The organism is Mucilaginibacter pineti, from assembly GCF_900101875.1.
Taxonomy (GTDB): Bacteria; Bacteroidota; Bacteroidia; order Sphingobacteriales; family Sphingobacteriaceae; genus Mucilaginibacter; species Mucilaginibacter pineti.
On sequence record NZ_FNAI01000001.1, the window covers coordinates 487,464 to 504,455 of the forward strand.

At 45.5% G+C, this 16,992-nt stretch carries 6 protein-coding genes; all 6 read left to right on the forward strand.

Annotated elements, in window-relative coordinates:
* The first annotated feature begins 24 nt into the window (after window positions 1-24).
* Entirely contained in the window at window positions 25-2,682 is a 2,658-nt protein-coding gene (locus tag BLS59_RS01950) for a non-ribosomal peptide synthetase (protein ID WP_091143379.1), read from the forward strand.
* A gap of 64 nt (window positions 2,683-2,746) precedes the next feature.
* A complete protein-coding gene (locus tag BLS59_RS01955) occupies window positions 2,747-3,886 on the forward strand; it encodes an acyltransferase family protein (RefSeq protein WP_091143383.1) in 1,140 nt (379 codons plus the stop codon).
* Window positions 3,887-3,969: 83 nt separating this feature from the next.
* Window positions 3,970-4,893 carry a glycosyltransferase family 2 protein gene (locus tag BLS59_RS01960; RefSeq protein WP_091143386.1) on the forward strand — a complete coding sequence of 308 codons (924 nt, stop codon included), beginning with the start codon at window positions 3,970-3,972 and terminating at the stop codon, window positions 4,891-4,893.
* Entirely contained in the window at window positions 4,890-6,065 is a 1,176-nt protein-coding gene (locus BLS59_RS01965; protein ID WP_091143390.1) for a glycosyltransferase family 2 protein, read from the forward strand. Before BLS59_RS01960 ends, BLS59_RS01965 begins: the two co-directional genes overlap by 4 nt.
* 241 nt (window positions 6,066-6,306) lie before the next feature.
* Entirely contained in the window at window positions 6,307-12,942 is a 6,636-nt protein-coding gene (locus BLS59_RS01970; protein ID WP_091143394.1) for a type I polyketide synthase, read from the forward strand.
* Window positions 12,943-12,956: 14 nt separating this feature from the next.
* Window positions 12,957-16,985, forward strand: a complete 4,029-nt coding sequence (locus tag BLS59_RS32600) for a non-ribosomal peptide synthetase (RefSeq protein WP_091143398.1) — start codon at window positions 12,957-12,959, stop codon at window positions 16,983-16,985.
* Window positions 16,986-16,992 lie beyond the last annotated feature (7 nt).

Below are 16,992 nucleotides of genomic sequence, written 5' to 3' on the forward strand. Positions count from 1 at the left end.
GATAGCTTTAAATAATACCCCACAATGGATACTTCTAAAAAAACTGATGGTTTAATTATGCTGAACGATACCGCGGTTAACTATCCGAAAGATAAAGCGCTGCACCACCTTATAGCCGAACGGGCGCTTCAACATCCCGATAAAATTGCAATTGTTTTTGAAGAACGGTTTTTAACGTTTAAAAACGTAAACGAAGCTGCCAATAAACTCGCTAAACACCTGCTAACCTATAATATTAAAACCGGCGATATCATAGGCGTTGCCCTTGACCGTTCGCCCGAAATGGTGATTTCCCTGCTGGCCATACTTAAAACCGGTGCAGCTTATGTCCCCCTCGACCCCGAATATCCTAAAGACAGGGTTGAGTTTATGATGGAAGATTCGGCTGCAAAAGTGCTGCTTACATCTGAAAAATATAAAGGTCATTTTACATCTGTAGCGCAGGAAGTTTTAATTGAAGATGCCCTGAACAAATTCGACAGCTATTCGGCCGAAGATCCTGAAACCGTTGTTAGCGGTACCGATCTGGCATATGTGCTGTTTACATCGGGCTCAACAGGTAAGCCTAAAGGCGTACAAATAAAGCACCACAACCTGGTTAACTTTTTGCTGAGTATGCAAAAGCAACCAGGTTTAGCTGCCGAAGATAACTTATTGGCAGTAACCACCATATCATTTGATATTGCCGGGCTCGAATTATTTTTGCCACTATTAGTTGGCGCTAAACTTATAGTTACCGATGCCATTACTGCTAAAGACGGCAGGGCGTTAATTGACTTGTGTATCGCGCAGCAAATAACTGTTATGCAGGCTACCCCCTACACCTGGCGTGTAATGTTGGAAGCTGGGTGGGAGCAAAAACTGCCCCTGCGTATCCTTTGCGGCGGTGAGGCCTTACCAAAGGATCTTATCAATAAACTGAATGCCCGCAGTTCGGAGCTTTGGAACATGTATGGCCCAACCGAAACTACGGTTTGGAGCACTGTTAAGCTGATAAAGAACGATACCGACATTACCATTGGTAAACCCATTGATAATACCCAGGTTTACATTGTTGATGAACAGCTGAATAACCTTACCGATGGCTCTATAGGCGAAATATTTATCGGCGGCGACGGTGTGGCCAAAGGCTACCTGAACCGGCCCGAACTTACCGATGAAAGGTTTGTGGCAGATATATTCTCGGGTGTGGAAGGCAGTAAAATGTACCGCACCGGCGATTTGGGTAAGATTAGGGAAGACGGCGAGATCATTTGCCTGGGCCGGATAGATCACCAGGTTAAGGTACGCGGTTACCGCATTGAACTGGAAGAGATAGAACAAAACCTTTTAAAGCTTGGTAATGTAAAACAAGCGGTAGTTATAGCCCGTGAAGATGTACCCGGAAATCCGCGCCTGGTGGGTTATATTATTGTTAATGAGCCAATAAACCAACCCGACCTAAAGGCACAATATGAGTTATGGCAGCAGGGCCTGCTTGCGGTATTGCCAGAATATATGGTACCCGATGATTTTGTGCTGATGGATATAATTCCGATTACACCAAATGGTAAAATAGACCGCAAAGCACTCCCCAAGCCCGATTATAGCAACATACAGCGCACCGGCGAATTTATTGCCCCGCGCACACCAAACGAAACATTGGTTGCAGCCATTTGGCAGGAGCTGATGGACCTAAAGAGCATCAGCGTTGATGATAACTTTTTTGAATTGGGCGGTCGTTCATTGGTGGCGGTACAAATTATGGCCCGCATTGAAAAAGAAACCGGTAAACGCCTGCCCCTGGCTACCCTGTTTGAATACGCCACTGTTGAAAAACTGGCTGCCCGGTTAGAGGTTGATCCGGCCTCTATTACCTGGGAATCACTTGTGCCTATTAAGCCAAGCGGCAGTAAAATGCCTTTGTATATTGTACATGGTGCAGGCTTAAACGTGTTGTTATTTAACGCGCTGGCCATGAATATGGATATTGAGCAACCCGTTTACGGTTTACAGGCCAAAGGGTTGAACGGTATTGATGAACCTTTAGATGTAATGGAAGAAATTGCGGCCAATTACATTGCCGAAATTATAGCCAAAAACCCCGAAGGTCCTTACGCGCTTGCAGGCTATTCATTAGGTGGTATTATAGCCTACGAAATGGCCAAGCAGCTAATGGCAACAGGTAAAGAAGTTAAAATGCTGGCCATGTTTGACACTTTTGCCGAGCAATCAACCGTGAACGACAGCAAGTTGACCAAAGTGGTGAATAAATCATTACTTACCTTAAAGCAAATAGGCCACACCTTTGTGTTGCTTGCCGAAGATCCAAAACGTACCATCGAATATAAAAGCCTTATCCTTAAACGCAGGCTTATCAAACTATTCTGGAAGCTATCGCCTGGCAACGACGAAAAGAAAGAAGGCTTTTTTGCTTACGACAATGAGATTGACGAAGCCAGTGAAAAAGCATTACGCAACTACGTATTAACGCCGCTCAATATAGCTATTGAATTGTTCCGTGCCAAAAAACGCACATTTTATATGGCCGATTTTGATTTCCTGGGCTGGCGGCCGTTTGCCAAAAAAGGTGTAAACGTACACGAGATTCCCGGCGAACACAATACCATATTTGCACCACCAAATGATAAAGAATTTGCTGTTGTGTTACAGCAATGTCTTGATAACGTATCTAAAAGTTAAAAACTTTCGTATAAGTTATTAGTGATAATGAATTTATTGTTTTGTTGCCCAAACTGAATAATTAATGTCGAGTACACCACTGCGTGAAGTATCTGATAAAATAAAAACTAAAGTTTTCTTTCCTAATTTAAATGGGGTAAGGGCATTGGCTGCCCTTATGGTTGTGGTATCGCATGTTGAACTTCACAAGGTTATTTTTCACGTAAGGCGCATTCCCGATACCAATCTGCTTAATTTTGGCAAGGCTGGGGTTACCATATTTTTTTCGTTAAGTGGTTTCCTGATCACCTACCTCCTGCTTGAAGAAAAACGGAATTTTACTACTATCAATTTCAAAGGTTTTTATATGCGCCGCATCCTGCGCATCTGGCCGTTGTATTACCTGGTGGTGCTTTTCGGGTTCTTTGTGTATCCCGGCGGTACCGGTCACGCGTTTTGGCTGTCGGTATTTTTTTTGCCCAATCTGGCATTCTGCCTGCAAATGCTGCCCGCCATTTTCGACCCAATATGGTCAATCGGAACCGAGGAGCAGTTTTATATTTTTCATCCCCATTTTTTCAGGATAAAAAAGCTGCAACATATCTTGTATGCCCTGCTTGCTTTTATTGTATTGCTTTGGGCGGCTCAACTTGCTGTCGATCATCTGTTTGTACATCATCCCATGTATACCTCTTTGCATAAAGTAATGTACTATTCCCGGTTTGATAACATGATGATAGGTGCCGTTGTTGCAGTTTTGTATTACAATACCAAACATCCAGAGTTTAACTTCAGGTTTCAAAAAGTGTTTAATGCCATATTCAGAAAAAAGGTGCAACTCGTCATCCTCAATATATTTTTAATATACTTGGTTTGCTATTTACTTTATGATATCCCGCATGGCGATGTATTGATAGCTGCACTGGCCTCGCTGCTTATCGTTAATTTATGCGAAGCCAAAACCAGCATTTATTCGCTCAATAATAAGTACTTGGGTTACATAGGGCAAATTTCATACAGTATATACCTGCTGCATAAATTTGTTTTGTTTTTGGTATTATACCTGATTAGCAAATATCTGGCGCAGGGCAGCCTTGTTATCGAAAACATAATTATCTATACATCAATCATAACATTGTCGATTGCTTTGGCCTCGCTATCCTATTATGGATACGAAAGGCCTTTTTTAAATATCAAGAAACGATTTCAAAAAATCACTCAATAATGGCCGCTATTCAGTTAGTTTTAAACCTTCAACATTTGGCGCAGTTAATTCGTAAAATCAACGCCAGCACATTATCAGCATAAATGAAAAAAGTATCTGTTATTACCGTAAACTTTAACCAGCCTGCTGTTACCGAAGATATGCTGTTGTCGATAGAAAACACTAACGACTACACAAACCTGGAGATAATTGTGGTTGATAATGCAAGCAGGGAAAACCCTGTTCCCGAATGGCAGGTAAAATATCCGCAGATAAAATTCATCCGGTCGGATGTTAACCTGGGTTTTGCGGGCGGTAATAACCTGGGCATAAAACAAGCCACCGGCAATTACCTTTTCCTGGTAAATAACGATACGGAATTCACCTCCGGTCTGGTTGAAAAACTGGTTGCCGTACTTGATAATAAAGCAGATGTGGGCATGATATCGCCCATGATAAAATATTACACAGATAAACAGCTCATTCAATATGCGGGTTATACGCCTATGAATTATTACACCTGCCGCAACAGTTGTATCGGTCTGCGCCAAAAAGACGAGGGACAGTTCAGCAATATTAATGGCCCTACCGCCTATTGCCACGGTGCCGCCATGATGATAAAAAAGGAAGCCGTTGCCAAAGCCGGATTAATGGCTGAAAACTTTTTTTTATACTACGAGGAAGTGGATTGGTGCGAGCATATTCTGCGGGCAGGTTATAAGGCCTGGGTTAATACCAACGCCCTCATTTATCATAAAGAATCGGTATCGGTAGGTAAAAAGAGCAAGCTGAAGGAGTATTTCATGAACCGCAACCGCATCCTGTTTATCCGCCGCAACGCGCCGCTGTTTAAAAAGCTGTTCTTTTACTTTTACTTTTTGCTGCTGGTTGTGCCACGAAATGTAATTACCTACATCAAAAACAAAAACTACGATTTTATACCGATGCTTTTTAAAGCAGTATGGTGGAATTTTACCCACTCAAAAAACAGCACCAACTTAGGTTATCCCATAAAAACAATTGCATGAAAATCATTTTAATAATAAGCCTCGTTATTGTTTTTTACACTTTTGCAGGATACGGGATCCTGCTGTATTTTATTATCAAAATAAAAAGGGCCGTGCGTGGCCGCAAACCTCCTATAGCCGAAGATCTGGATAACCTGCCCACCTGTACCCTTGTGGTGGCCGCCTATAACGAAGCTGATTTTATACAGGAGAAGATCAATAATAGTCTATTGCTAAACTATCCGCAAGGCAAACTAAAGTTGCTATTCATTACTGATGGATCATCAGACAACACGCCCGATATTATTGCCCGGTATCCGCAGATCCAACTGCTGCACCAGCCACAGCGTGCCGGTAAAATTGCCGCTGTACACCGTGCCATGGAGTTTGTTGATACTGATGCCGTTGTTTTTACCGATGCCAATACGTTTTTGAATAAAGACGCGCTGATCAAGATCTGCCGCCACTATAGTGACGCCACCGTTGGCGCGGTTGCCGGTGAAAAGCGCGTTCACTTTGATGAAAATGCCGATGCCAGTGCCGCCGGTGAGGGTTTTTACTGGAAATACGAATCGGCGCTAAAGAAATGGGATTCGGAGCTGTACTCTGTTGTGGGTGCTGCGGGCGAATTGTTCAGCGTGCGCCGTTCGTTGTACCTGCCTGTTCATGCCGACACCGTGCTGGATGATTTTATGATCTCGATGCTGATTGCTGAAAAGGGCTATCGCATTGTTTATGAGCCCGAAGCCTACGCAACAGAAACCGCGTCAGAAAACGTATCGGAAGAATTGAAACGGAAAATAAGGATAGCAGCCGGTGGTATACAATCCATACTAAGGTTAAAAAGCTTATTCAACCCGTTCCCCTATCCCATATTATCATTCCAGTACATCAGTCACCGCGTTTTACGGTGGACGGTTACCCCCTTCCTACTTATCCTGTCGTTCATTTTAAACGTGATACTGGCGTTGCAACCCGGTGCTACCGGCTTACAGGTACTGTTAGCATCCCAGGTGTTATTTTACCTGCTGGCCATTTTAGGTTTTATAATGGAAAAGAGGCAACTGCGCATAAAAATTTTGTTTATCCCCTACTATTTCTGCGTAATGAATTACGCGGTAATGGCGGGCATTTTGCGCTATTTTACCACAACCCAAAGTGCCGTTTGGGAAAAAGCACAGCGTAAACAATAAATAAAAAGGTGTTTCATTTAATCATTAGTTTAATATTGCTTATCAATTTTAAACGGGTGGTTTTTATAAATAACTAATAAGTATGAATTAAAATATATTGCCTTAAAATGAACTTTAAAGCCGTTTGCAACATAAAAAAACGCTATCTTGAACTGCTTTAAATAACCTGCAAATTATTTAAATAAACCTGTTATAATAAGTGATCAGGCCAGTGTGAATATAGCTAACCTCATCAAGTTTAATGAATATTAACCCTGTTAACATAATTGAAAAAGGTATAATTAATACCATTTTAGTACACCAGTTATTTGAGCAGCAGCAAAACAAAACCCCTCACGTTTTAGCTGTTACCTACGGTAGCAAGCAACTCACGTACAATCAACTTAACCAGCAGGCCAATAACCTTGCTGCAGAGATCTTACGCGTATCGCCCACGTCTGAAATAATTGGCGTAAGCACATTTCGGAGTGTAGAAACCATTATAAGTGTACTGGCTATTTTAAAAGCCGGCAAAGCCTACTTACCGCTCGATCCCGATTACCCGAAGGACAGGCTTGAACAGATCATTACCGATTCGGGGATTGATACCTGCCTCATAACCAATTCACAAAAACATTTATTTGAAGGCTTACCGGTAGGTGTTTTATTTTCTGACGCGGCCCACCCGCAGCAGGAGCAGCAAATATCTGCCGTAAATGCCAATGGCGCTTACGTGCTATACACGTCAGGTTCCACAGGTACACCCAAGGGTGTGGTTATGGGTCATGCGGCGCTGGTAAACCTACTTTTATGGCAAAAAGATAATTCGGTTTCAACCACGGGTATTAATACTTTGCAGTTTGCGCCACTTAGTTTTGATGTTTCTTTCCACGAGATCTTTGCCACGCTTAGCACGGGTGGCACGTTGGTGCTCGTAGCCGACGACTTGCGCGTAGATCCGGTAAAACTGCTGCTATACATAGAGCAGCAAGCCATAAATCGCATCTTTTTACCCTTTGTGGTGCTACAATACATAACAGAAGCAGCAATTGCCAATAAACATATTCCCGATTGCCTGCTGGAGGTAATGACCGCCGGTGAGCAATTAAAAATTACCCCGCAGATAACCGCTTTTTTCAAAGCCTTGCCCAACTGCGTGTTATACAATCAATATGGGCCTACCGAAACGCATGTAGTAACCGAGTTAAAGTTAACCGGCGATGAATCGTTGTGGCCAGCCCTGCCATCGATTGGGATACCGATTGATGCTACGGAGATTATCATTCTTGACGAAAACCTGAATATATTGCCACACGGCGAAACCGGCGAACTTTGCGTTGCGGGTGTAAGTCTTGCAAACGGCTACCTGAACAAGCCCGAGCTTACCGCCGAAAAGTTTTTGAACTGGCAGGAATCCGATACCAAAACCACCCGCATTTATCGCACCGGCGATCTTGCCCGCTACCTGCCCGATGGCAACATCGAATACTTGGGCCGCAAGGATACGCAGGTGAAAATCCGCGGTAATCGTGTGGAACTGGGCGAGATAGAGGTTTTACTGAATCAATTAGATAATATACGACAGGCTGTTGTAATTGCGCGCGAAGATGCCGCCGGGCAAAAACGCTTATTAGCATATTTGGTATCTGCCGATCAGCAGCAAAACACCGCCGGAGTGCGTAAAAGCCTGGAGCAGCAACTGCCCGATTTTATGCTACCATCGGCATACGTTTGGCTTACCGAACTGCCCAAAACCACCAGTGGCAAAGTGGATAGGAAAGCCCTGCCCAGCCCCGGCCTGGAACGGCCCGATCTTGCCGTGCTATTCAAAGCGCCATCAACCCCAACAGAAAAAAACATCACTGCCGTTTGGATGCGCTTGCTGCAACTGGATAAAATTGGGATCGACGATGATTTCTTCCTGCTTGGCGGTAATTCGCTGCTAGCATTAAAAACCGTTGCCACGCTTAAGCAGGAACTTAATTTAGATGTACCAATTACCAAACTTTACCAATACCCAACTATCACTGGCCTGGTAAACTTTTTAAGCGGAAACAGTAAAACAACCCCGCTCCTTTCAAAAAAGAAAATAAAGACAGATAACACCAACCAGGATATTGCCATTATTGGCATGGCTGGCCGTTTCCCGGGTGCCAATACCATTGATGAATTTTGGGAGCTGCTAAGCGAAGGCCGCGAATCTACCAGTTTTTTTACTGCCGATGAACTGGACAAATCCATCCCAGCAAGCCTCCGCAACGACCCTGCCTACATTAAAGCAAGGGGCGTAATTGATAAGGCCGATGAGTTTGATGCCGCTTTCTTTGGCTTTAACCCGCGTAACGCCGAGCTGATGGATCCGCAGCACCGTGTATTTTTGGAAATAGCATGGGAAGTGCTGGAAAAAACCGGTTACCTGCCGCAAAAATATAACGGACTGGTTGGCGTTTTTGCAGGCTGCGGCTACAATACCTATTACAATAACAACGTACTTACCAATCCCCAAATCGTTGACCGCACCGGCCATTTCCAGGTGAGGTTACTTAACGAGAAGGATTATATAGCTACGCGCACCGCTTTCCAGTTAAACTTAGAGGGCCCTGCCGTAGCGGTGTATGCGGCATGTTCTACCTCATTATTGGCCGTAGCGCAGGCGGTAAGCAGTATCCGTAACGGACAATGTTCGGTGGCTATAGCAGGAGCTGTATCCATTACATCGCCGTTAAAAAGCGGGCATATTTACGAGGAAGGTTCTATCATGAGCAGCGATGGCCATTGCCGCCCCTTTGATGCCGAAGCTACCGGAACCGTATTTAGCGATGGCGCAGGTGTAGTACTCTTAAAATCATTAGCAGATGCCCGGCGCGATGGCGATACCATACACGCAATTATAAAAGGTATCGGTGTAAATAACGACGGCGCTGCCAAAAGCAGTTTTAGCGGCCCAAGCGCGCACGGACAGGCCGGAGCCATTGCTATGGCTATTGACGATGCCGGTATCGAAGCATCGGCCATAAGCTATGTGGAAGCCCACGGCACCGCCACTCCGCTTGGCGATCCTATTGAAATTGAAGGTCTTAGTCTTGCATTCGGTGAGCAGGATAAAAAACAGTTTTGTGCCATTGGCTCGGTAAAAAGCAATATGGGGCACCTTACGGCGGCATCGGGCGTTGCAGGGCTTATAAAAACCGCGCTGGCTATGCGCCATAAACAGATCCCACCGTCGCTATTCTACAAAAACATCAACCCCAATATTAATATTACTGATAGTCCCTTTTACGTCAACGCCCAATTAACCGATTGGAAATCTGATGGTGCGAGGCTTGCAGGTGTAAGTTCCTTTGGCGTTGGTGGTACTAATGTACATGTGGTGATTGAAGAGTTTATTGACGAGCCTGCTGCAGCCAGCGAAAGCAAGCCTTTAAAGCTCATTACATGGTCGGCAAAAACGGCAGGCAGTGTAAATAATTACGCGCAGAAATTGGGCGATTTTATTACAAAGTATCCCACCACTAATCTTGCCGATGCTGCCTATACCCTGCAAACAACCCGTGCCGATTTTAATTACCGCAGGTTTATAATAGCGGCAAATAATGAAGAATTAGCTGCCAAATTAATTACTACGGAAACTGATCCAACCGCATCAAAGGAGTTAAAAACCAAGGTTTCGGGCGTTGTATTTATGTTCCCGGGACAGGGTTCGCAATACGCCGGTATGGGGCTGGAATTGTATAAAACCGAGCCCGTTTTTACCGCTGCTGTCGACGAATGTATCGCATTATTAAAGGGTACTATACATGAACATATACTTGAGGTAATATATCCTAATACACATGACAGTCAATCGACTGAAAAAATAAAACAAACATTATATGCTCAGCCCGCGATATTCATTTTAGAGTATGCAATGGCTAAACTATGGATGAGTTTTGGCATCCAGCCAGAGGTACTAACCGGCCATAGCATAGGCGAATTTGTAGCCGCACACCTTGCAGGAGTATTCAGTTTGGCTGAGGCGCTGAAGCTGATCTCTGAACGTGCAAGATTGGTGAACAGCGTAGACACCGGCAGTATGTTATCGGTAAGGTTAGAGGCAGAAAAGCTCCGGGCGTTATTACCTGCAAGCCTATCCATTGCTGCCATTAATACCCGCAAACTTTGCGTTGTGGCCGGCCCTGTTGATGAAGTTGCCGCCTTTGCAGAGCAACTGGCATCACAAGGCATCCCGGCAAGGTTGTTATTAACCAGCCATGCTTTCCACTCATCTATGATGGATAGCGTTGTGCATCCTTTTGAGGATGTGGTACGATCTGTAAAGTTAAATATCCCTGTAAAACCACTGGTATCTACAGTAACGGGTAACTGGATGAGCGGCGCCGAAGCTACCGACCCAACCTATTGGTCGCACCATTTGCGCAATACCGTTCGTTTTGCTGATGCTTTGGATGTTTTACACGAGGACGGCGGCAGGATGTTCCTGGAAGTTGGCCCGGGTAATATTTTGGCCACGCTTACCCGCCAGCACATTGCCGATAGATCGGTACCTGTAGCTTCGGGATTTGAAAAAAATGAAACCCAATCAGAATACTATTCCGTATTAAAGGCGCTGGGGCAATTGTGGCTAAACGGCGTCGAACCGCATTGGCAGGCTGTTTACGCCAATGAAAACCGCAGCCGGATAGATTTGCCTACCTACGCCTTTGATCATAAACGGTACTGGCTTGAGCCTGCCGTAATTGTAAATACCATTGAAACCACCGGCGATACTTTTGCGCCGCCGCCAGAAACTATTATTCCGCAAATTATGCAGACAAGGAAAGACATATTAATTGATAAACTGAAAGATATATTTGAGGACGCGTCCGGTATAGAAATTGATCCGGCGGGTACTGGTTTAAGCTTTATTGAAATAGGGTTCGATTCCCTTTCGCTAACGCAGATAGCTACCAACCTCAAAAAAACCTTCAATATACCTATCACTTTCAGAAAGTTATTTGAAGAATATAACAGCCTTGTTTTGCTGGCCTCTTATTTGGATGCCAACCTTGCTGCCGATATTTTGAAACCCGAGGCTGTAGCCCCTGCACCTGTAGCGGCTTCGCAACAACCCGCTATTGCCTTTTCAACGCCAGTAAATACAGGTTCAGGTGTTGGTAATAATGATTTAATAATCAGCTTAATATCGCAGCAACTTCAACTATTAACTAACCAGCTTTCGCTGATACAAACAGGTGCGGCTATAACAAACACACCTTTAGTTACCGCACCGGTTTATAGTGCTGCAGCCCCTGCTATCACCCCTGCAAAAACAAACCAGGTAGTATATGAGCTTACTGCTGAAGAACAAATAGAAGTTAAAAAACCTTTTGGCGCAACAGCCCGTATCGAAAAGCAAACGCTGGTGCTTGATGAAAAGCAGTCGGCATTTTTGAATGACCTTACGGCCAAATACAACGCCAAAACCAAAGGCAGCAAAGCCCAAACCCAAAAAGACCGCCCCTATATGGCCGATCCGCGGGTGGTAAGCGGTTTTAGGCCTTTAACAAAGGAGGTTGTTTATCCGTTGGTGGTTAACCGCTCAAAAGGCAGCCACGTTTGGGATATCGACGGTAACGAATATGTAGACGCGCTGAACGGTTTTGGATCGAATCTGTTAGGTTACCAGGTTGATGTGCTTAAAAAAGCCGTGTTGGAGCAGGTAGAAAAAGGCTACGAAATAGGTCCGCAGCATGAGCTGGCAGGCGATGTTTGCAAGCTGATATGTGAGTTTACTAATTTCGACAGGGCTGCACTTTGCAATACCGGATCGGAAGCGGTTTTGGGTGCCATGCGCATTGCGCGTACCGTTACAGGGCGTTCAACAATCGTTGCATTTAGCGGATCCTATCATGGTATAAATGATGAAGTTATAGTTCGTGGAACCAAGAAATTAAAGACAGTTCCTGCCGCCCCCGGCATTATGCCCGAGGTAGTACAAAACATGCTGATCCTTGATTACGGTACCGAAGAATCACTCAAAATAATAGCCGAACGCGCGCATGAATTTGCCGCCGTACTGGTTGAGCCGGTACAAAGTCGCCGCCCCGAATTTCAGCCGGTGGAGTTCCTGAAAAAAGTAAGGGAAATAACCCAGCGGTCAGAAACCGTTTTGATCTTCGACGAAGTAATATCCGGTTTCCGGATGCACCCGGGCGGTGCCCAGGCCATGTTTGATATAAAAGCCGACTTGGGTACCTACGGAAAAGTTATTGGTGGCGGGATGCCAATTGGCGCTATAGCCGGGATCAGCAAGTATATGGACGCGTTGGATGGAGGTACCTGGCAATACGGTGATGATTCATCGCCAGAGGCTGGTGTAACCTATTTTGCCGGTACATTTGTACGTCATCCGCTGGCGCTTGCAGCTGGCAAGGCTACCCTGCTTTACATGAAAGAAAAAGGCCCGGCCTTACAGGAAGAGCTTAATGCCCGCACCAAACGTTTATCAGATGCCATTAATACCATTTGCGAAAAAGAGGGTGTTCCGTTATACTCTCCATCTTTCGGTTCTTTGTGGAAGATCAAGTTTAAATATGAACTGGCCTACGGCGAACTACTGTTTACGCTGATGCGTTACAAGGGCATCCATATATGGGATCTTTTCCCATGTTTTGTAACGGCATCGCATACAGATAATGAAATAGATCAGATAGTTACAGCGTTTAAAGAAAGCGTTACTGAACTTATAGAATCGGGCTTTATGCCATCTGAAAAACCGGAAACGGCCGCACAGCAGGTTAGTCTGGCTACCGAGCCACCGGTGCCCGGCGCAAAGCTTGGCCGCGATAAAGATGGTAACCCCGGCTGGTTTATCAGCGATACCGCCAACCCCGGAAAATTTTTACAGGTAAAAATATAGCACTATAACCAACCTTGGACACCTTATACACATACGAAACCACTCCTGTAGAATTTGACCCCTTTGCCGGGCCGGAGCTTCAGTTGATTGCCCCTGCAACGGCATCACAACTGGAGATCTGGACATCATGCCTTATTGGCGGCGACGGGGCCAACTGCGCTTATAATGAATCCTTTTCGCTTGAATTAACGGGCACGCTTAACCACGATGCCATGCTTCATGCCCTGCAACAGATCAGTAACAGGCATGAGGCCCTTCGATCGTCATTTAGCGCCGATGGTAAATACATCTGCATTTATAATGAGCTGCAGCTTGAAATTGATTACCATGATCTTTCTGCGCAATCGGCTGTACAGCAGCGGCTTTTTATAGACGAGCATAACCGGCAGGCCGCCCTTATACCTTTTGATCTGGTAAACGGTCCGCTGTTTAAAACCACCTTGCTTAAACTGGGCGATCATCAGCATCACCTAACCTTTACGGCCCATCATATTATTTGCGATGGCTGGTCGATAGGTATTATGATGCAGGATCTGAGTAAATTTTATTCTGCCTATACCAATAACGAGCCTTTGCATCTGCCTGCCGCCCCGCTTTTCAGTGAATATGCGGTTGAGCAACTGGCCTTTGAAAAAAGCGCCGAATATAAAGAAACCGAAAGCTACTGGCTCGATCAGTTTAAGGGAAGCAGCCATGCGCTGCACCTGCCTGCCGACCTGCCCCGCCCCGCCGTACGCACCTTCAAAAGTCACCGCGACGATTTTGATCTTGATGCCGAATTAGCATCGGCATTAAAAAAACTGGCCAAGGCCAACGGCACCAGCTTTGTTACCACCCTGCTCGCGGCATTTGAGTTGTTTTTGCAACGCATCAGCGGACAGGAAGAGATAATTCTTGGGCTGCCTGCCGCCGGGCAATCCGCAACGGGCAATTACAGGCTTATTGGGCATTGCGTTAACCTGTTGGCCCTGCGCAGCTACCCAAAAGGCGAACAATCGTTTAAAACCTATTTAAAGGCCCGCACATCGGCCATACTTGATGCTTACGACCATCAGCTGTACACATTTGGGAGTCTGCTAAAAAAACTAAACATCTCCCGCGATGCCTCAAGGATCCCGCTGGTGCCCGTGATGTTTAACATTGATATGGGAATGGATGATGATGTGGCTTTCTCGGGCTTAAAACATCACCTGATAAGTAATCCGCGTGAGTATGAAAGCTTCGAGATCTTTGTGAATATATCTGGTCGGGATGAAGCTTTGGTTTTGGAGTGGTCATATAACACACAACTATTCCGCGCAACTACCATCCGCAATATGATGGATGAGTTTGAGTTTTTACTGCGCCAGTTAGTTGCTGATCCTGATGTGCTCATCGAAAACATCCCCCATAAAAATGCCGAGGCCCTTATCAGCCAGCTAAAAATATGGAATAATACCGAAGTTGATTACCCAAAAGATAAAGCCCTTCACCAGCTCATTAGCGTTCAGGCGCAGCAATATGCCGATAGCATAGCCATAAAATTTAATGATACTGCTTTAACTTACAAACAGCTAAATGAGCAGGCAAACCGATTTGCCAATTTACTGATAGCGCAAGGCGTTAAAAAAGGCGATAAAGTAGGCTTTGCGCTTGATAGATCGGCCGAAATAGTGGTGGTAATGCTGGGTATCATGAAAACCGGCGCTATCTACGTGCCACTTGATCCACAATTTCCGTTAGGACGCATTAACCATATGCTCAGCGATTCGGCAGCCGTGGTATTGATCACCTCGCTTGAATACAAGGCCCGCTATATCTCCAACGCCAAAGAACTGGTACTGGAAAACGAATGGCCATCACTTAACCAATATCCGGCTACAGACCCCAATATTGATGTTACCGGCGATGACCTGGTTTACATTTTGTATACATCTGGCTCAACCGGGTTGCCAAAAGGCGTGCAGATAGCGCACAACGGCCTCATTAACTTTTTATACAGCATGCAAAAAGCACCGGGCCTTACTGCTGCCGATAAGCTGCTGGCCGTTACCACGGTAAGTTTTGATATCTCGGGCCTGGAACTGTTTTTACCGCTGATAAGCGGTGCGCAGGTGATATTGGCCGATAGCGAAAGCGCCAAGGATGGCCGCGCCCTGCTGGATATTATTAAAAAAGAAGGCGTTACCGTAATGCAGGCCACCCCCTACACCTGGCGTATTATGCTGGAGGCCGGCTGGGACGAAACCACGCCGCTTAAAGTGATTTGCGGTGGAGAAGCTTTACCCAAGGAGCTGTCTGACAGGATAGTTAGCCGTGCGGCAAGCCTTTGGAATGTTTATGGGCCTACAGAAACCACGGTATGGTCTACCATAAAACAAATTATGCCCGATGATAAGCTGATTACCGTTGGCCGACCGATAGATAACACTTCCATCTATATTTTAGATAAATTTCTGAACCCGCTACCGGCCGGTACCCCCGGCGAAATTTACATTGGCGGCGATGGCGTTGCCAAAGGCTACCTCAACCAGCCGGTGTTAACTGCCGAAAGGTTTATTGCCGACCCGTTTGCTGGCGTACCATCGGCAAAAATGTACCGCACCGGCGATCTTGGCAAATTTATGCCCGATGGCGAGATAGAATGCCTTGGCCGTGTGGATGCGCAGATAAAGATTCGCGGTTACCGCATTGAGGCTGGTGAAATTGAATACAACCTGGCCAACGAATACAATGTAAAAGAAGCCGTAGTTATCGCTCGCGCCGATAAAAGCGGCGTAGCCAAACTGGTGGCTTACGTAGTGATAAATGACAATTACCAAAGCGAAAGCGATGCTGCGCAGATAAAAGGCTGGCGCACCGGTTTGAGGGCCCAACTACCTGATTATATGGTGCCCGATGATTTCCTTATCATTCCGGCTATGCCCTTAACACCAAACGGCAAGGTTGATAAAAAGGCGCTTGCCGACCAGACGACCAAACTGGCCGAAAGCATCAACCTGTTTATTGCACCGCGTACCGATATTGAAAAATTAGTGGCCGATATATGGTCGGAATTTTTGGAGATAAAAAACATTGGCATTTACGATAACTTTTTTGAGCTCGGCGGTCACTCGCTGATAGCCGTACAGGTGATGACCCGCATTGAAAAGCTCACCGGGAAACGCCTGCCGCTTGCCGCATTGTTTGAGAACTCCACTGTAGAAAAACTGGCGCTGATGCTGGAAATGGATGGCAAATCCATTGTTTGGGATTCGCTGGTTCCCATTAAACCTACCGGCACAAAAATGCCGCTGTACATCGTTCATGGTGCAGGCCTAAACGTACTGTTATTTAACACCCTTGCATCTGGCATGGACGATGATCAGCCGGTATATGGCTTGCAGGCTAAGGGCTTAAACGGCATTGAGGAACCCCTGAGCGACATTAAAGATATTGCGGCACACTACAACGCCTCCATAATGGAACAAAACCCTACGGGCCCCTACGCGCTTGCTGGCTATTCATTTGGCGGCATCATAGCCTTTGAAATGGCCAAACAATTTGAGGCTATGGGCAAGGAAGTAAAAATGCTGGCTATGTTTGATACCTATGCCTACCGCTCACCTTATTACGATGGTTTAGTGCCCATGTATGTAAAGCGTGGAAAATTCTTTATGCGGAAGGTAAAATACGCCCTGGAGTTTCATGACGGCTTTTTTAAAACTATTGCGCACAATACCACCGCTATAAAACGCAGGATCACTAAAGTTATCTGGAAACTGTCCAAGGATGAGGAGCAGGAGGGCTTTTTCGGCTACTCCAATAAGATAGACGAAATGAATATCCTTGCAGAAAAACGCTACCAGTTACAGCCATACCCTATTGCTGTTGAATTATTCAGGGCCGAGAACCGTACCTTTTATATGGACGATTTTGAGTTCCTGGGCTGGAAACCCTACGCGTTGAAAGGCGTTAATGTACACAAGATTCCCGGCGGCCATAACTCTATATTTAAGGCACCTAATGATAAGATCTTTGCGAGTATCCTTCAGAATTGTTTGAACGAAGCCGCTAACAGGTAATTAAGTA